We start from the raw sequence: 18867 nt of genomic DNA on the forward strand, positions 1-18867 counted from the left end.
GAAGGCCTGCTTTGCCGCAGCACGGGCCGAAGGCAAGCGAGTTGGCGCTCCATGACGCATTTGTAAGCCGTCCATCATGCGGCCGGCGCGATGGTCAGCGCGGTCGGATCGCGCTATCATGCGGATATGGCCGAACGTTTTGAAAGACACCGCCAGCCCTGGCGGCCCGACGAGATTCAGAAACTCCACACGCTGGCGAAGAAGGGCATGGCGCTCAAGGCGATCGCCAAGGCGCTGACCCGCAGCGAGGAGTCGGTGAAGGCGCGCGCCAAGGAAGACGGGCTGTCGATCGCCAAGCTGCACTGAGGGGGGCCGCCCAATCGATATTCCTCCCCCATAGGGGGAGGGGGACCATGCGCAGCATGGTGGAGGGGTGTTACCGGTCGCCGTTCAGCCCGACCTCGCCGACCGCGACACCCCTCCGTCAGGCCTGCGGCCTGCCACCTCCCCTTGCAGGGGAGGATGAATCCCGTTTGGATCAGCCCTGATCGACGACCCGTCCGATCCGCACCAGCACCCCGCTGGGATCGCTGACCGCGAATTCATAGGTGCCCCAGGGCTTGGCGTGCGGCGCCCCGGGCTCGATGATCCGGTCGCGCACGCGCGTGGCGACAGCGTCGACATCCTCGACATAAAGATACAGGCCGAAGGGATTGTCCTCCACCCGCGCCGGCCAGCCGGGCATGTGGTTCAGGTGGAGGTGCCAGCCGCGTCCATCCTCCAAAATGCGGTAATGGCCGAAATCCGCCGCCACCGAAAAGCCGAGCAATGCGTAGAAGGCGGTGCTCTCGTCCAGATCGCCCGCCGGCACGATCGCGACGACATGATGCGTCATCCCCTGTCCTTCCATTGTAAAGGCTAGTCGACCGGCGCGATGTCGCGGCTGGCGGCGAGTTGGGTCAGGCTTCGGGCCAGTTCGTCCTTGCGGAAGGGCTTGGTCAGCCGGGCGAGATGGGCGGCGACGCCCTCTGTCTCGGCATAGCCCGACACCAGCAGGGTCGCCATGTCCGGCCGCCGCGCCTGCACCCGTGCCGCCAATTGGGTGCCGGTCATGCCCGGCATCAGATGATCGGTGACCAGCAGGTCGAAATGCCCGCCATCCTCGATGATGCTCAGCGCCTCCTGCGCCGAAGCCGCCTCGACCACCTCATAGCCCAGATCGAGCAGCATGTCGGCGGTGCTGTGCCGCACCAGGTCCTCGTCATCGACCAACAGCACGCGGCCGCTGCGCGTCCGCTCCGCCACGCGCGGCTCGCCCAGCACCATGTCGTCGGGCGCGGCGGTGCCCGATGGCAGTAACAGGTCGACGCGCGTGCCCGCCCCCGGCGCGCTGCAAATGGTCAGCGCGCCGCCAAGTTGCGACGCCAGGCCATGCACCATCGACAGGCCCAGCCCGGTGCCCTTGCCGATCCCCTTGGTCGAGAAGAACGGCTCGACCGCGCGCGCCAGCGTCTCGGCATCCATGCCGCTGCCCGTATCGGCGACCGACAGGCGGACATAGCGGCCGGCGGGCAGCACCGTGCCGTGGCTGCCGATCCGCCGGCCCTTGCTCAGATGCTCGAGCGCTAAGGTAATGCGTAGCGTGCCGCCGCCGGGCATCGCGTCGCGCGCGTTCACCGCCAGGTTCAACAGTGCCATCTCGACCTGGTTGGGATCGGCATCGGCGGGCGGCAGGTCGGGCGCGATGTCGATATCGACCCGAATCTGCGGCCCGGTCGTGCTGTCGACCAGATCGCGCATGCCTGCGACCAGTGCGCCCATATCGACCGCGATCAGTTGCAGCGGCTGGCGCCGGGCAAAGGCGAGCAGACGTTGCACCAGGGTCCGTGCGCGCTCGGCCGATTGCGCGGCGCCGGCGATCAGCCGCTGCTCGCGCGCGCCGCCCAGCCCCTTGTGCTGCAACAGGTCGAGCGTGCCGACGATCGGGGTCAGCAGATTGTTGAAGTCGTGCGCGACGCCGCCGGTCAGCTGGCCCATCGCCTCCATCTTCTGCGCCTGCCGCAGCGCGCCCATCGTCTCGACGAGTTGCGCGTCGCGCCGCAACCGCTCGGTGACGTCGGTGACGAACTGGAACACGCCGTTTTGCCGGCCCTGCTCGTCGAACAGCGGGTGGAAGATGACCTCGTAGCTGGGGCGATCGCGGTCGGGGTCGCCGAACTGCTCGATAAAGGTCACCCGCTCGCCCTGCATGCCGCGCATCCAGCCGCGACGCACCTCGTCGCAATTGGCGGGATGATCGGCCAGCAGCTCGAGCAGATTGTCGCCCGCCCTTGGCCGGACGCCGAACACGCGTTCGAATTCGGCGGCATTGGCCGCGTTCAACGCCAGGATGGTGAAATCCATGTCGATCGCCATCATCATGATGTCGGTCGATTCCACCAAGGTCGCCAGGATGTTGCGCTCGGCCGTCCGCTCGGCGACCCGCTGCTCCAGCGTGGCGTTCAGCTCGCGCAGCCGATCCTCGGCCAGCTTGCGGTCATGGATGTCGACCGACACGCCGAACCAGCGCACGATCCGCCCGGTGTCGGGATCGCGGTAGGGATTGGCCCGGTCGAGGAACCAGCGATATTCGCCCGACGCCGATTTGATGCGATGCTCGAAGACATGCGGCCCCGACGCGTCGCGCGCAGCCTGGAACGCCGCCACCACCTGCGGGCCGTCATCGGGGTGGATGAAGGCGCCGGCCATCTCGCCAGGGGTGCGCGCCGCGAAGCCCTCGCCGGTATAGATGGAGAATTGCCGGTTCAGGAACTCCATCCGCCCCTCGCCATCGGCGATCCACACGATCTGCGGCACCGTGTCGATCATCAGGCGGAAGCGCGCCTCGCTCTCGACCAGCGCGCCCTCGGCCACCTTCTGCCGCCGTTCCGCCGCGATCCGCTCGGTCGTCTCGGCCAGTACGCACAGCACGCCGCCCGGCCGCCCGCTCTCGTCGATTACCGGCGAGTAATCGAGGTTCATCAGCACCTGTTCGGGCGCGCCGTGGCGATAGAGCGTCAGTTCCTGATCGCGATAGCGCAGCGTGCCCCCGGCCAGCCCGACGCGCATGACATGGTCGTTAAAGTCGGCGACCTCGGGCCAGCCCTGCCGCACCGGCGAGCCCAGCAGATCGGGATGCCGCCCGCCGGCGAACAGCGAATAGGCGTCGTTATAGAGCATGATGCCGTCTTCGCCCCACAGCATCACCATGGGTGCGGGCGAGTGCAGCAGCATCAGCGTCGCGGTCCGCAGGCTGGCGGACCAGCCGTCGATCGGCCCCAAAACGCTGCCCGACCAGTCGCGCGCGGCGATCAGGTCGCCACAGCCGCCGCCCCGGCACAGCAATTCGGCGAAGGTCGGGGCACCGCGATCGGACATGAACATTCCCTGACCCACACCGCCAAGCCGGCCATGGACTGCGTCATCATAACTCATTTTAAGCCACAAGCCATAGCCGGCCGCATCGCACGCCGGCCATCCGCCCCCTCGCCTATCGCCGCAACCCACGGTAGCGTCGAGACAATTGTAAAAAGGAGAGGTCATGGCCGACATCGAACGGGCAACCATCCGCCGGATCGGCTGGCGGCTGATGCCGCTGCTCGGCCTGCTCTATCTGGTCGCCTATATCGATCGGCAGAACATTTCCTATGCCAAGCTGCAGATGGTCGATGCGCTGGGCCTGAGCGAGGCGGCGTTCGGGCTGGGCGCCTCGCTGTTCTTCATCGGCTATTTCCTGTTCGAGGTGCCGAGCAACATCCTGCTCCACCGCATGGGCGCGCATATCTGGTTCACCCGGATCATCGCGAGCTGGGGCGTGGTCACGCTGCTGCTCGCCTTCACGCCCAGCGCGCCGGTCTTCTACCTGCTGCGCTTTCTGCTGGGCGTGGCGGAGGCGGGGTTCTTTCCGGGCGTCCTCTATGTCCTGACCCTGTGGTTCCCGGCGCGTTACCGCGCACGTGCAGTCGGGCTGTTCATGCTGGCCAGCGCGGTCGCCAATGCGGTGGGCGGGGCGGTCGGCGGCTGGCTGCTCGATCAGGACGGCGCGCTCGGGCTCGCGGGGTGGCAATGGGTGTTCCTGGCCACCGGCCTGCCCGCGGTCCTGCTGGCGCCGGTCGTCTTCTTCCTGCTGCCCCGCGCGCCCGAAAGCGCGCGCTGGCTGACGCCGGACCAGAAGAGCTGGCTGGCGGGTGAACTCGCCGCCCCGGCGGTCGCGCCGACGACGGGACATAGCGACATCCGGGCGACGCTGCGCGACGGGCGGGTGCTGCTGCTGTGTCTGGTCTATATCGGCTTTCCGCTGGGGGCTTACGGCCTCAGCTATTGGTTGCCGACGATCGTGCGCGGGTTCGGCGTGTCGAACACCGCCAACGGATTGCTCAACATCATTCCCTGGACGCTGGTGGCGATCGCCTTGTGGGGCGTGCCGCGTCATGCCGCGCGCTATCGCAACCCCATCGGCCATGCCGCCGGGCCGGCGCTGCTCGGCGTGGTCCTGCTTATCTCAAGCGTGATGGTCGATCATGTCGCGTTGCGTTTCGCCTGTCTCAGCCTGGCGGCGGCGGCGATCTTTTCGGGCCAGCCGGTCTTCTGGACGCTGCCGCCGCGCTTCCTGACGGGGGCACGGGCGGCGGCGGGGTTCGCCGCGATCAACTCGGTCGGCAATCTGGGCGGGTTCATCGCCCAGGCGATCGTGCCGACGCTGCGCGACTGGGTGGGCAGCGATACCGCGCCGATGCTGTTCCTCGCCGCCTGTCTGACCGCAACCGGGCTGGGCGTGATCCTGGTCGAACGGCGCCTGCCGCGACCGGACTGAGCGGCGGCGGGTCCTCAGCCGGTCTCGGCACGCGCCGCGCCGCAGGCCGATACCGGGATGGCGATGGTGCAATGCACCCCGTCCGCCTCCAGCCGATAGGTGGTCCGCGCGCTCAACTGATAGGGCAGCGCGCGTTCGATCAACTCGCGCCCCTGCCCCGTACCCTGCGGCGCGGCGCCCGCCGGCGGCATCGGCACACCGCTTTCGCGCCAGTCGATATGCAGCCACGGCCGATCATCCGCCCCCACCGGCTCCAGCGACCAGCGCACCGTCAGATGCCCCGTGGCATGCGCCAGCGCGCCATATTTGGCGGCATTGGTGCCCAGCTCGTGCAGCGCCATCGCCAGCGTCTGGACGGTCGAGGAGCGCAGCCGCACCCCCGTCGGCCCGTCCAGCGTCACCCGGTCCGGCCCGCCGCCGCCCAGCGCCGACAATTCGGTGCGGATCAGGTCGCCGAAGGTGACCCGGTCATGCTCGTTCAGCCGCGACAACAGCCCCTGCACCCGCGACAGCGCGTCCAGCCGGTCCGCGAACTTTTGATGAAACTCGGCCAGATCGGCGCTCGACCGCGCGGTCTTCTCGGCGGTCGAGCGGACCACCCCGATCAGGTTGCGCGTGCGGTGCTGCAACTCGGCGATCAGCACCTGTTGCCGCTCCTCCCACATGCGCCGGTCGGTCGTCTCGACGACCGCGCCGACCATGCGGACCGGCCGGCCTTCGCTGTAGAAGAAACGCCCCCGCCCATGCAGCCAGTGGACCGAGCCATCGGGGTGGACGACGCGGAACTCATGGTCGAACTCGCGATGCTCGGTCATCGCGGCCTGCAACAACGCCTCGGCCGCAGGGCGGTCGTCGGGATGGACCCGCGCGACCCAGCTCTCATAGCTGGGCTTCACCTCGCCGACGGCATAGCCCTCCATGCGGAAATGCTCGTCCGACCAGTGCACTTCGTTGGTGACGACATCCCAGTCCCACAGGCCCAGGCGACCGACCTCGACCGCGCTGCGCAACCGCTCCTCGCTCTGTTCGATCCGCTCCTGCGCCAGCCTGGTGTCGGTGATGTCCTCGCCGATGCCGCCGATCAGCCGGACGACGCCCTGTTCGTCGGGAATCGGAAAATCGGTGTCGCGCAGCCAGCGGATCGCGCCGTCGCCGGGGCGGCGGATGCGATATTCGAGGACCGCATGCTCGCCCGCCCGCAACCGACCGATATGCCGCTCGGCCAGCGGACGATCCTCGGGCAGGATCATGGCCAGCCAGTTGCGATAATGATCGCCCGACAGAAGCGCATCGCGTCCCAGGCCATAGATCGCCTCGAACGCCGGGGTGACATAATGCCATTGCAGCGTTTCGGCATCGCGCAGCCACAGAATGTCCTGCGACGCCTCGCCGAACTGCCGCATCCGCTCTTCGCTCGCGCGTAGCGTCGCCTGGATGCAAGCTTGTTCCATTGCGGTCCAGATGCGCTCGGCCACGTCCTCGATCAGCGCGATCTCACCGCGCGACCAGGACCGGGGGGCGGCCGCGATCGCGCCCAGCGACCAGATCGGATCGCCCTTGCCCTTGTGCAGCACCACCCCCGCCAGCGCGCCGATCCCCAGGCCCGAAAAATTGCGCCGTTCGGCGTCGGACAGCGACGGATCGGCGGGGATGTCGTCGATGACCAGCGTCCGCTCGAACGCCACCTGCGCCGCCTGGGGGAAATCGGACAGGCGGATGGTCGCGGGCAACGGCGCAGTGCGGGTATTGCCGATCTGCTCGGCGACATCGACCCGGTCCTCGGCCATCCGGAAATGGGCGATATAGCAGCGGTCGAGCGACAGCCTTTCGCTCAGCATCGCGAGGCCGCAGCGCACCACGCCCGCCACGCTAGTCTCGGCCCGCAGCGCGTCCGACAGCCGCAGCAGGAACACCTGCCGCTCCTCGCTTTCCCGCAGCGCGCGCGAGCGTTCCTCGACGCGCAGCTCCAGCTCGTTCTGGCTGATCCGCGCCGCCAGCAGCGCACGGGTCATCTGGAACCCGGCCGCCGCGAACCGACTCAGCCGTTCGAGCAGCCGGCCATCCTCCTGGTCGAATTTACGATCCGGGTCATGCGCGGCGATCCACACCGTGCCGATCGGCGTGCCCTGATGGAAGAAGGGCATCAGCAGTAGTTCATGGACCGTCGGCTGGATTTCACCATGCCCGAAGAACCGCGCGGGATTGTCGAACAGCTGCATCGCCGCACGCGCCACCACCACGCCGCAGGGACTGGCGTCGAGCGGCATCACCCCGCCGCGCATCGACGCCCAGGCCCCGGCCAGCGCCACCCACTGGAACCGCCCGCCGTCCTTTTCCGCCTCCAACAGGCTGATCCCGGCGGACCCGGCCACGCCATGCTCGACCAGCAGATCGCACAAAGTCTGCAACAGCCGTTCGGGATTGGTCGCGAGCTCCTCGGCCAGACGCGCCATGGCATCGGCTTCGAGGCCATGGTCGGGTGCGCGCACGGGCCGATGCGCCAGCGCATCGGTGATGATCACGTCATCCAGGCGACAGGCGGCCGATCGGTCAGCCATGGCGCGAACCGCAGCCGGTGGTCAGGAACGACTCGATGATCGACACGCGTACCGCCCGCCCCTCCTGATTCGCGCTGCGCCGAAGGGGCGACAGGGAATGACCCGATGCTCGCCGCCCTTATCCCATGCCCGGCGGTGGTCGGCCAGCCCGTTTCCGTCGTCAGAGGTTGGCCTGCTCCTCCGCGGGCAGGTCCTCGTCCGGGCCATAATAGAGCGTGGCGCATTCCTCGGCCAGGCAACCGCCCTCGATCACGATGTCGTCGCGATACGCCTTGGCGATGAAGGACAGGGTGTCGATGTGCCGCGCCTCGAAATACATGGGATGTACATCGTCACGACCCGCGCCGTAGACGACCCGCCCGACCTTCGACCAGATCGAAGCCATGGTGCACATGCCGCAGGGTTGCAGCGTCGAATACAGCGTCGCGTCTCGCAGTTCGAGATCGCCCAGGCTTTCGCAGGCGCGGCGGATCGCCATCATCTCGGCATGCGCCGTCGCGTCGGGCAGCTCGTGCGTCTGGTTGCGCTCGGCCGCCAGCACCTGTCCGTCGCGCACGATCACGCAGCCCAGCGGCGAGGTCGAGGGGTCGCTGCCCTTCGAGCGCGCCACCTCCAGCGCCATGCGCATCCATCGCTCGTCGGTCGCCTTGTCCATGCCCGTCCTCTCCTTGGTTCAGCAAGGGGGAACGCATGGACGCGCGGCCAAGCGCCTGCGCCCGAACGAAATTTGCGGATCGGTTTTTGCCGTGCGGATACGGCGCGTCCTATCGCGGAGATAGCGACCGCCACGCCAGCGTGACGACAAAGCACGAAGAGGGCGCGTACACCCTCTTCGTTGAGGGGATAGAGCGGGCTGTCAGAGAGGGGCCCCGACAGCCCGCCACCGGCGGGATCAGACGATATTGATACCGCTGGTCTTGATCAGCCCGTTCAGGCCATTCGGGTAGAAGCCCCCCGATGCGACCGACGAGCCGGATGCGTAAAGAATACCCAGCGCTTCCTCGGGCGTGCGGCGCAGGGCGACCCAGTTGGCGCCGTCGCGCAACTGGATGACCGAACCGAAGTCGGTGTCGCCGGCGAACCAGCCGATACCGGCATCGAGATTGCGCGGACCGTCCAGCCGGTTGCGCGCCTCCGCCATGCGCCAGGAGCGTTCGAACAGGATTTGCGTCGCCGGCAGCGAGCGATCCTGAAGCAGTGCGCGCTGATAGAGCGCGTTGCGGATCGCGCCGTCGCTGGCGCCGACCCCGGCGGCAAAGGCGCCGGCGGCACCGAGCATTCCCGCGCTGACCTGATAGCTCTGGTCGACCGACGCCGTCATCGTGACCGCCGACAGGGCGACCGCGCCGAGCAGGAAATCCTCCTGCGAGCTATAGGGATCGAAAAAGCTGGCCGGCGGCGTGTCCGAGGGAACGCGCGCGATCGTGTCGAACGGTCCCTTGTCGCCCCCGGCGATATTGAGCGCCGGCTGTGCCGTGACGGCACCGCCCAGCGTCCGCCGCAGATAGCCGATCCGCCCCAGCACCGCATTGGCGACCTCGCCGACCGTCGCGCGCGTCATGTTGTCGGTAAAGGTCACCGCGCGGCCACCCGAAACGCCGCCGGCCGTCCCGCTGCCGGTGGTGCTCGCGGCCGGCAGCGTGCCGCCGGTCAGGCCGCGCACCAGATAGCTGCCATAGAGATAGTGCAGCTGAAGCATGAAGTTCAGCCGGTCGTTATCCGTGGCGGTATAGCTGGGCGGCGGAGTCGGTGTCGCGGTGGCGCTGGCGGACGCGGTGGGCGTCGGCGTCTTCACATTCTCCGAACCCACGACGTCGTCGTTGCAGCCCTCGAGCAGCGCCAGCCCGCCCGCCATCACGGACGCGGTGCCGAACCAGCGGATCATCTGACGGCGCGTGGTATCGAACGCGCCGGGTTCCTTGTCGGAAATCGTCATGTCATCCCCCCTTGGGAAGCGATCTGTTGCGGTCAGTTGGCGGCGCTGGTCTTGATCGACCCGTTGATCCCGGTCGGGAAGAACCCACCCTGTGTGGTCGCGGCCGAGGTCATGAACAGCACGTTCAGTGCCTGGGCCGGCGTGCGCGACAGGAGAAGCCCGTCATCATCGGTCAGGCTGAGTCGCGTCGTCATCATGCCGTTGGCCGTGACCGGCGACATGCCGCGATCGGTGATGCCTGCGCCATCGATGCCGTTGCGCCAGGCCGCCAGGCGATCGACCATCGTCAGCACCGCCGGCCGGCTGGTCGAGGCGGCCATCAATATGGTCCGCACCGTCGTCACATCGGTCGCGGCGGTCGCCGCCATCGAGACCATCGCCGCCTTCACGATGCTGTTGGTATATTGCGACACCAGCCCGTTGAGCGCCGTCGCCTGCACCGCCAGAATCGTTTCCGCCGCCAGAGCCAGATCGACCGGCGAGGCATAAGGATCGAAACTTTCGTTCGGCCCGATGGCGCCCGCCAGCCGGAACATGGCGGTGAAACGCTCGGCGGTCATGTCGATCTGCTTCTGCGCGGGCGAGTCGGCGCGCAGCAACGCCCGTAGCAGCAGGGTGCGATACCAGAGCGAGTCGGCGATCTCCTGGATGCGCGCCTGGATGTCGCGGGCATCCTCCGGAAAGGCGACCTGCTTGGCCGAGGTAGCGGACACGCCGGGTTGATCGACCGTCTCGCCGCCGCGGATGAACTGCGCGGGCAACTGCCGATCCTTTCCGTAGATCGCCAGCTGCAGCATGTTGGTCGACAGATAATGCAGGTTCAGCGCGAACTGCAGCGGCGCGGTATCGACCGACGCCGACACCTGCGCGGATGCCGATCCGGCCGCACCGGCCAAAGCGACCCCCGCCAGCATCGCTGCGAAGAACTCGCGCCGCCCCGCCCCGGAAAGCCCGGACCGTTCGTCCGACATTGTCTTGAAGTCTTTCATGTCCCTCCCCTTGTCTATCGCCACTGCGTCTTTTCGAACGTCTGAGCCATGGGATGCCCGGCCCCGTACGCGGCAGCTCCCGTCAAAGCGCTTCCCCCGATGTGCGGCACCCCTGCCGCTCCACTGGAATCAACCGATGGGCAAGTTTTAAGTTGTCTGACCTTATTCGTCTAGTTATATTGTATACCGTCGAGCAACAAATTGCCGCAAACGTTTTTTGGGGGAGGTAGGTATGCTGTCCATGCGGGGACTTGCGAGCGGGGTTGCGTTCGCTGCGTTAATAGCCGTTCTTCCAGTGGAAGATGCGGCAGCGCAACAAGCAGGGGATGCCACTGAAAAGGCGCAGAAAGTCTTGACGGGAGGCAAGACTTCCAAGTTACGATCACGCAAGCGCACCAAGCGTGAGGAACGGTTGGTTAAGGAAGCGGCGAAAAGTACCGAATCGCAGCCGCAGCTATCTAACGACAATGGCCGCCTGGAAGGCGACATCATTGTCATGGGGCTTCGCGAGAATCTGAAGTCCTCGCGTAACGCCAAGCGCCGGGCGTCGCAGATCGTCGACGTCGTGGTAGCGCAAGACATTGGCAAATTGCCTGACAAAAACATTCCCGAAGCGCTGGCGCGAATCCCTGGCATTCAGATCGACCGCAATCGCGGCGAAGGCGGCGAAGTCAAAATCCGCGGCCTGGGCGGAGTGATGACCACGGTCAACGGATCGCCGACCTTCTCGGCGGGCGACCGCACGACCTATCTCAATGATATTTCATCGGACATGGTCGCAGGCATCGAGGTCTACAAGACGCGTACCCCCGACCAGGTCGAGGGCAGTCAGACCGGCGTGATCAACCTGACGCTGCGCCGCCCGACCGATTTCAAGGAAGGCGCGACCTATGCCTTCAGCGTTCGCGGCGACTATGCCGACCAGATCAAGAAGGTGAATCCCTACTTCAGCGCACTGGTAGCGTATAACGCGGATACGAACATCGGCCAACTCGGCTTTTCGGTCAACGGATCGGCCAACAATGTCCGGTACAATGAATCAATCCGGTGGAACGCAAAGCCGGAAATTCCAGGCGACTCGCGCCTGACCTTCCTGCCGAGCACGACACCGCGCAACATCTACATGCCTTGGGGCATCGGCTTTTCGGGGCCGAACGGCTGGTCCAAGCGGGCCGACGTCAACGTCTCGACGCAGTGGAAGCCGGATGATCGCTGGGCCATCACGTTGGAGGGTGGCTATCGCAAGCAGCGCATGCTGTGGTCCGACAACCGGTTCGACATTCCGCTGACCTATTCGGATTCCAGCGCGCCGTTGCCGGTCCTGTCCAACATCGTGCTCGGGCCCGATGGCCGCCTGGTCAAATCCCTGTCGTCTACCTCGCTCGATCCCATGGGCCCAGGTCGAAGCTCCTATCAACATGAAAGCACCAACTACAACGTCCGCTTTCAAGTCGATTTCAAGAACGAGCGCTTCGAGTTTAACAGCTGGATCAACTGGGCCCGCGCCGAAAACGATTCCAACGAGCTGTTCCACTGGATTCGTTTCAACCAGCAGCCCGACTTCGACGTCATCTTCAATGATACGACCGACCCGCTTGGCGGATCAAATGTGACGTTCAAGAATATCGACCTTCTCGATCCCAAAAACTACCTTTATATCGACGGCTTCCTTCAGAGAAAAGAATTCACGTACAGCCCTGAGATAGAGGCCAAATGGGACCTGAAACTCTATACAGGTTCGAAATTCATCGATTATTTTAAGACCGGTTTTCGTTATGCCAATCGCACCTATTCCCGCGCGCTGGGCTATCGGGGCAGCTATGCGGGCTTGCGCATTCCCATCGCCAGTCTACCCAATTATAAATTGGTCAGCAGCGGTAAAGGATTTCAGGGATCGAAATCCGCCGCCAATGCGGAATGGCTGATTGGTGACACCGACTCCATTCGAGGCAGCTTCAACCAAATCCGCGGCATGCTCACGGGCATTTATCCGGAACTGAAATCCTATTATCCGGACTATATTCCCTATGAAGGGTTCAGCGGCGCGGACGGCAGCTATGCCGCCTATGTAATGGCGCATTACAACGTCAAACTACTGTTCCCGATCGACGGCGTTGTTGGTACACGCATCGTCAACAGCTTGACGAGCCTACGTGCGATACAGCGCACGACCCAGTTCGTGAACGTCGACGACCGCTTGGTAGAAACCACGGACGAGGCCCAGATCAATCCGCGCGGCAACTATCTGGATTTCATGCCAAGCGTGAACGCGATCGTGCATTTCACGCCAAAGCTGCAATTGCGCCTTGCCTGGACATCCGAAATCGGACGACCCAGCGTATATCAGATCAACCCGCGCCTGCAGCTGAACCTGCTAAACCGTGGCGCGCCAATGGCATCAGGCGGCAATCCGAAACTGGGTGCCGTTTCGACCAACAAATATGACGCTTCGCTCGAATGGTATTTCGGGCCGACCGGCCTGGCCAGCCTTGCGGTCTGGCAATGGAATCAGGACGGCTTGGTCGGCAATCGCCAGTTGCCTGAGGTGTTGCCCGAGTCGCCCAACGTGCCGGTCCTGGTAACCCGCCCCTATAATCTGGGCCGTGGCCGGCATCGCGGCATCGAAGGCAGGTTGTCGTCCTTCTTCACCTTCCTTCCGGGCATCCTGAAAAGCTTTGGCGCCGAGCTGAATGGCACCATGAACCTGACCCGCCAAGCCTATCCTGTTTTCAAACCAGATAGCACGCTGATCAGCGAGGCCGAGTTCATCTACGGGCCGTATCTCAACGTATCCAAGTACATGTACAATCTGGTCGGCTTCTTCGAAAGGGACGGCCTGAACGTGCGCGTTGCCTATAACTGGCAGTCGCGTCGCCAATGGTGGGTCGATACCAATGACCCTTACAACAACCTGTTTCTAGACCCGGTCAAACGGCTCGACGCCTCGATCAACTATGACATCAACAAGAACCTGACCGTGGCCCTGGAGGGATCGAACCTGACGGCGGATGGTAACCGCAGCTATTGGGGTTCCTATGCCGCCCCGCAGGATGTGCGCTATTTCTCGCGCAACTTCAGCCTCTCGGTGCGCACCCGCTTCTGAGACGCCGGTCCGTGACGGCAAAAAGGGGTGGGACATGTGTCCCACCCCTTTTTTGTTGCGACCGTCCGGCAATCCGGGGTCGATCAGACGCTGGCGATCAATCCTGCGCCAGGGGCTTGGCCAGTGCCGGGGTCTGCTGATGCTGGACGACGCGCCAGACCTCGTGCTCCAGCCGCCGGATCGTGGAGGTGCAATGCGCCTTGTAGCTTTCCCCGTCGCGGTTGGCCGTGACGTGATAGCCGATGACGATCAGCCCTTCCTGCGGGCGCGACACCTGCCGCTCGGTCAGCTCGGCGCTGTCCCATACCGGGGTGTCCGCCACCGCCGCGATGGCGGCGTCACCGCGCAGGACGAAGGGCGGGTGCGGCAGGACCATCACGACCTCGGGATCGACCTTTTCCCGGTAATTGTCGGGACCCTCGGTCCACAGGCTTTCCTCGAAACTCCAAAGGCGTTCGTCTTCCATGGCATAGGCTCCCGGTTGGACATCAAATGGGTGGACGGCAGGCCGGCTCAGGCGAAGTCGCCGAGATCGGCGGCTTCCTCTTCGGCGCGTCGGGCGACGGCATCCACGTCGGTAGTCGACGCGACGTTCTGCTCGGCCGGGGCCGGTTCATCGGGCGCGATCGGCTTGGGATCGGCGGCGGGCCGAGGGTGATCAGGCATGACGGCTCCAGTCGGTCGACCGACCTCTTGCGAGCCGGCACCGTCCTAGAACGCCGACCGGCGGGGTCAGAGCCATGACGCTTAAGGAAAATATTCCACGCGCCCGACCGGAGCGGGATCACGTCCCTCGCTCCGGTCGGGTGCGGCCTGAACGCGTCACGCTATTCGCGGAAGGCGCTCTCGCTCAGCCGGGTGAAGGGCGTCAGGATATAGGCCATCACCGAACGGCGGTCGCCCAGCAGGTTGACGTCGGCGGTCATGCCCGGACCGATGGGCAGGCGGCGGCCCTCGCGGTCGCGGAAGCTGTCGGCCCGCCCCCGGACGCGGACGGTGTAATGGCTCTCGCCGGTCCGTTCGTCGACCGTGGCGTCGGGGCTGATCGTCACCACCTCGCCCTCCATCCCGCCATAGACCGCCGAGTCGTAGGCGGTGACGTTGATCCGCGCATGCTGGCCGATATGGACCGAGGCGATGTCCTTGGGCGTGACCATGGCCTCGACGGTCAGCGCGTCGGCGCTGGGCACGACCTCGACGATCGGCTGGCCGGGCGCGACGCTGCTGCCGACGGTGGAGACCAGCACCCGGTTGACGCGGCCCGTCACGGGTGCGCGCACGACGGCGCGGCTGTCGCGCGCGGCGAGCGCGGGCATGGTGCGGCGGCGCGCCGCCATCTCCGCCTGCGCCGCCGCCAGATCGGTCCCCGCCTGCGCGCGCCAGGCCTGGCGGACCTGGGCCTGGGTCGCGCGCGCCTCGGCCACGGCGGCGCGGGCGCGGGCGATCGTAGCCGCCGCCTGTTCGGCATCGCTGGCCGCCACGGCCGCGCCATTCTCCAGCTGGATCAGCGACACCTGCGGCTCGATCCCCCGCGCCACCAGCGGGCGCATCAGGTCGAGTTGCCGCTGCGCAGCATCACGTGCCGATTGGCGCGAACGATAGGCGGCCTCCGCCTCCACCACCGCGCGCTGCGCCTGGGCTTCGCGCGCAGCACCCGCCGAGGTCAGGCTGGCGAGATCGGCCATGCGCGCGGCGTGCAGCGCGCGCTCGATCCCGATCTGCTCGGCGATCGCCGCATTGGCCGGCGCGCCATAGACCGGTTCGCGACCCGCGATCTCGGCCTCCAGCCGCGCGATCTTGGCGGTCAGCGCATCGACGGTGATCGCGCTGCTGCCCAGCTCGGCGCCGGTCTGCGTCTGGTCGAGCCGCACCAGCACCTGCCCCTGCCGCACGACGTCGCCCGGATGCGCCAGGATCGCCGACACGATCCCCCCTTCCAGATTGGAGACGATCTGCAACCGGTTGCTGGGCACGATGCGCCCCGAGGCGTGGATCGTCCGGTCGAGCTGGACCAGGCTGGCCCACAGGATGAAGATCACGACAAAGGCCAGGATCAGCCAGAGCAGCAGGCTGGACGCGCGGCCGGGTCGCATCCGGTCGACATAATCCTCGAGGCGGGGTTCGGCGGTATCGGTGGCGGACATCAGGCGACGGCTCGCGGACGCTGGAGTTGCTGGAGCACCTGATCGCGCGGCCCGTCATTGACGACACGGCCGGCGTCGATGACGACGATACGCTCGACCAGGCGGAGCAGCGCCGGGCGATGGGTGATGAGGACGAAGGTACGGCCCTCCAATTCGCCGGCCAGCCGGTCGATCAGCGCCGCCTCGGTCTGCTGGTCCATCGCGCTGGTCGGCTCGTCGAACACCACGACCGGCGGGCTGCCCGCCAGCGCACGGGCGAGCGCGATCGACTGGCGCTGCCCCCCCGACAGGCCCTCGCCCCGATCGGCCAGGATCAGGTCATAGCCATTGGCGAGCTGGCCCATGAACTGGTGCGTGCCGCTCAGTTCGGCGGCGCGCAGCATCTCGGCATCGTCGATGCCGGGGCGGTCGAGCACGATATTCTCGCGCACGCTGCCGCTCAGCAGCACGCTTTCCTGCAGCGCGGTGCCGATGCGCGCGCGCATATAGGCGGGATCGAACTGGCGGATGTCGGTGCCGTCGATCATCACCAGCCCCTCCTGCGGCGGATACAGCCCCAGGATCATCCGCGCGATCGTCGACTTGCCCGATCCCACCCGGCCGAGCAGCCCGATCCGCTGGCCCGCCGGGATGACAAGGTTGAGGCGGTCCAGCGTCTTTTCCGCCGCGCCGGGATAACGGAATTCGACGCCGCGCAACTCGATCCGGCCGGTGAAGCGCGCAGGCTTCAACGCCTCGTTCTGCGGTCCCTCGGTCGGCTGGTCCATCATCGTGTTGATCTGGCGATAGGCGGTGCGCGTCGCCGACAGGCGGGTCAGCAGCGTCGCGACCTGCGCCAGCGGCTGCACCGCGCGGCCCGACAGGATCGAACAGGCGACCAGCGCGCCGGTAGTCAGCCGGTGATCGGCGATCAGGAATACGCCGGCAACAACGGTGCCGGCATAGGACAGGGTGTTGGCCGAGGCGGCGACCGTGGTCGCGATCGTCGACACCAGCCGCTGGCGCATCGCGCTGTCCGAATGGGCGCGATTGGCCTTGCTCCAGCGTCGGCCCAGCAGGGTCGCCGCGCCGCTGGTCTTCACCATCTCCAGCGCGCCGACCGTCTCGACCAGCACGCTCTGCTTGCTCTGCCCCTCGCTCAGCGACCTGGCGGACAGGCGATCGAGCGCGGGCCGCGTCAGCCAGCCGGCGCCGATGACGACCGGGATCGCGGCCAGCGGCACCCAGACGACCGCGCCGCCGATGATCGCGATGAAGACCAGGGTGACGACCACGAAGGGCACGTCTACCATCGCCGTCATCGTCGCCGAGGCGAAGAAGTCGCGCAGCGTCTCCAACTCGCGCATCATGCCGGTCAGCGATCCGGTCGAGCCGCGCTTCAGGTCCAGGCGGATGCCGACCAGCCGCTGAAAGACGCGGGTGCCGATGTCATGGTCGATGTCGGCACCGGCCAGATCGACGAAATAGGCGCGCAGGATACGCAGCACGAAGTCGAAGACGACGACGATCAGCAGCCCGATCGACAGCGCGACCAGCGACGCATAGGCGTTGTTGGGCACGACGCGGTCATAGACGGTCATCGTGAACAGCGAGGTGATCAGCCCGAACAGGTTGATCATCGCCGCCGCCAGCGCGACCTTCAGATAGACGCGCCGGTTGCGCAGCATCGGTTCGAGCAGCCACGGCGCGAAGCGCGGGCGCGGGTGATCGATCATGTCGGCGGGCGGGGTCATGGCGTGTCCATCGTGGCGGGATCGATCTGCAGGGCACGCAACAGGCGGCCGGTGCGGGCGAGCAGGACATAGCGGGCGGTATCCAGCTCGGTGACCGCCTGGATATAGCGCGCCGCAACGCCGAAATAGTTGTTCTCGGCGGACAGCAGATCGAACAGCGTCCCGCGCGACACGCGGAAGCGTTCGGCCAGCACGTCGCGCGACTGGCGACTGGCGATATAGTTGCGCTCAATCGCGGTCCGCGCCTGCTCGAGCGCGGCGATGTCCGACAGGGCGATGCGCGCGTCGCGCTCGGCATCCTGGCGGATGCGGTCGAGCCGGGCGTCGGCGCCGTGCACGCGCGCCTCGGCCTGGCGGACCCGCTCGGCGGCACCACCGCCCAGCCGCATGCTGAGCGTCAGATTGGCGCGCACGTCATAGTCGCGGCGATTCTCGATCACGCCGTAACGGCCGGCATCGACCCCGGCGGTCAGCTGCGGCAGTCGGTCGGAACGCAGCGCATCGGCATCGCGGCGCGCCGCCCCGGCCTGCGCGGCGGCCACGCGGACGGTCGGCAGGACGGCGATGTCGTCGCGCAGGCCTGTCGCCGCGATCGGTCCGGCGTCGAGCACGGGGGCGCGGCCCAGATCGGCGGGGGCCGGCGCGCCGACCAGCCCCAGATATTGCGCCTCGGCATTGGCGAGCGCGCGGCGGAAATCGGCGAGTTGCGCGTCGGAGGCGGCGACATAACTGTCGACCTGCGCGACATCGCCCTGTGCGGCATAGCCCTGCCCCACGCGTTCCTGAGTCCGCGCGCGCAGATCGCGCTGGCTTTCGGCGAACACCTCGCCCAGCCGGACCAGCGCGCGATAGCCATAGACATTGTACCAGACCGAAATCGTGCGCAGCGCGATCTGCGCGCTGACATCGTCCTGGCCGGCCATCGACGCCTTGATCCGCGCCTCGGCCGCCGCGATGCGGCTGTTGCTGGCGCCGAAGTCGACCACCGGCTGCTGGATGCGGATCAGGCCATCGGTCCGGCTGTCGGGGCGCGAGCGTTCCAGCACATTGCCCGGATCGTTGGAAAAGGCGCGACTGACGATCTTGAAGGTCGAGAGCGACAAATCGGCGGTGGGATATTGCCGCGCCTGCGCCTCGTCGCGCGCGGCGGCGGCCTCCTCGGCCTGCGCCGCCGTTTCCGCGAGCGACGGATTGCGGCGGACCGCCTGCGCGACCGCCCGGCGAAAGCCGTCGAGCGGCGTCTGCGTCTGCGCCAGTCGCAGGATCGGATCGGTCGCCGGATCGATACGCAGCGGGTCTTCGCTGGGGGCAGGCAGGCCGCCGGGGACATTCTGCACCCACAGGCCGCTGCGCGGGATCACCGGGGCCGGGGACGCCATCGGAGCGGCGGGCGGCGCGGGCATGCCACCGATGCGCACCGGCGACCCCGCCGGGATGGATGGTGCGGGAAGCGATGCCGGGTCGCCCGCCGGGGCCAGCGTCGGCGACGGCGGCAGGCGGGTGGGCGTCGCGCCGATCTGGGGATTTTGTTGCAGCGGCGACGGGCCCGGCGCGCCGTTCGTCTGCGCGGTGGCGGACGTGGCCATGATGACGAGCATCGGCATGGCCCGCC

At 66.8% G+C, this 18867-nt stretch carries 14 protein-coding genes; 3 read left to right on the top strand and 11 right to left on the bottom strand.

Annotation, left to right across the window (positions count from 1 at the left end):
- Positions 1–126: 126 nt before the first annotated feature.
- Complete coding sequence (locus ACQHGV_RS13010) at positions 127–306, top strand: hypothetical protein (protein WP_007403839.1); 180 nt, start codon at positions 127–129, stop codon at positions 304–306.
- 172 nt (positions 307–478) lie between these two features.
- On the opposite strand, the gene ACQHGV_RS13015 is transcribed toward ACQHGV_RS13010, so the two are convergent.
- Complete coding sequence (locus ACQHGV_RS13015) at positions 479–835, bottom strand: VOC family protein (protein WP_440978497.1); 357 nt, start codon at positions 833–835, stop codon at positions 479–481.
- 23 nt (positions 836–858) lie between these two features.
- Positions 859–3357: a PAS domain-containing protein gene (locus ACQHGV_RS13020; protein WP_440978498.1), complete on the bottom strand. Its 2499-nt coding sequence runs from the start codon at positions 3355–3357 to the stop codon at positions 859–861.
- Between the two features lie 163 nt (positions 3358–3520).
- Between ACQHGV_RS13020 and ACQHGV_RS13025 the strand changes: the two genes are divergently transcribed.
- A complete protein-coding gene (locus ACQHGV_RS13025; protein ID WP_440978499.1) occupies positions 3521–4792 on the top strand; it encodes an MFS transporter in 1272 nt (423 codons plus the stop codon).
- A 14-nt stretch (positions 4793–4806) separates the two neighbouring features.
- Here the strand turns inward: ACQHGV_RS13025 and ACQHGV_RS13030 are convergent, their stop codons facing one another.
- From ACQHGV_RS13030 to ACQHGV_RS13045, 4 genes are all read right to left on the bottom strand, one after another.
- Complete coding sequence (locus ACQHGV_RS13030) at positions 4807–7350, bottom strand: PAS domain-containing protein (RefSeq protein WP_440978500.1); 2544 nt, start codon at positions 7348–7350, stop codon at positions 4807–4809.
- Positions 7351–7510: 160 nt separating this feature from the next.
- Positions 7511–8005 carry a nucleoside deaminase gene (locus ACQHGV_RS13035; protein ID WP_440978501.1) on the bottom strand — a complete coding sequence of 165 codons (495 nt, stop codon included), beginning with the start codon at positions 8003–8005 and terminating at the stop codon, positions 7511–7513.
- Between the two features lie 237 nt (positions 8006–8242).
- A complete protein-coding gene (locus ACQHGV_RS13040) occupies positions 8243–9286 on the bottom strand; it encodes a ferritin-like domain-containing protein (RefSeq protein WP_440978502.1) in 1044 nt (347 codons plus the stop codon).
- A gap of 32 nt (positions 9287–9318) precedes the next feature.
- A complete protein-coding gene (locus ACQHGV_RS13045; protein WP_440978503.1) occupies positions 9319–10275 on the bottom strand; it encodes a ferritin-like domain-containing protein in 957 nt (318 codons plus the stop codon).
- A gap of 232 nt (positions 10276–10507) precedes the next feature.
- On the opposite strand from ACQHGV_RS13045, the gene ACQHGV_RS13050 reads away from it, so the two are divergent.
- Positions 10508–13378, top strand: a complete 2871-nt coding sequence (locus ACQHGV_RS13050; protein WP_440978504.1) for a TonB-dependent receptor — start codon at positions 10508–10510, stop codon at positions 13376–13378.
- Between the two features lie 97 nt (positions 13379–13475).
- Here the strand turns inward: ACQHGV_RS13050 and ACQHGV_RS13055 are convergent, their stop codons facing one another.
- From ACQHGV_RS13055 to ACQHGV_RS13075, 5 genes are all read right to left on the bottom strand, one after another.
- Entirely contained in the window at positions 13476–13844 is a 369-nt protein-coding gene (locus tag ACQHGV_RS13055; RefSeq protein ID WP_440978505.1) for a DUF4440 domain-containing protein, read from the bottom strand.
- 47 nt (positions 13845–13891) lie between these two features.
- Positions 13892–14044 (bottom strand): hypothetical protein, encoded by a 153-nt coding sequence (locus ACQHGV_RS13060; protein WP_440978506.1) that lies wholly within the window; start codon positions 14042–14044, stop codon positions 13892–13894.
- Positions 14045–14205: 161 nt separating this feature from the next.
- On the bottom strand, positions 14206–15522 hold the full coding sequence (locus tag ACQHGV_RS13065) for an HlyD family type I secretion periplasmic adaptor subunit (RefSeq protein WP_440978507.1): 1317 nt from the start codon (positions 15520–15522) through the stop codon (positions 14206–14208).
- On the bottom strand, positions 15522–17255 hold the full coding sequence (locus tag ACQHGV_RS13070; RefSeq protein ID WP_440978508.1) for a type I secretion system permease/ATPase: 1734 nt from the start codon (positions 17253–17255) through the stop codon (positions 15522–15524). Before ACQHGV_RS13070 ends, ACQHGV_RS13065 begins: the two co-directional genes overlap by 1 nt.
- Positions 17252–18859, bottom strand: a complete 1608-nt coding sequence (locus ACQHGV_RS13075) for a TolC family protein (protein ID WP_440978509.1) — start codon at positions 18857–18859, stop codon at positions 17252–17254. The genes ACQHGV_RS13070 and ACQHGV_RS13075 overlap by 4 nt, the downstream gene beginning before the upstream one ends.
- Positions 18860–18867 lie beyond the last annotated feature (8 nt).

It is taken from the genome of Sphingomonas pseudosanguinis (assembly GCF_052056765.1).
Classification (GTDB): Bacteria; Pseudomonadota; Alphaproteobacteria; order Sphingomonadales; family Sphingomonadaceae; genus Sphingomonas; species Sphingomonas pseudosanguinis.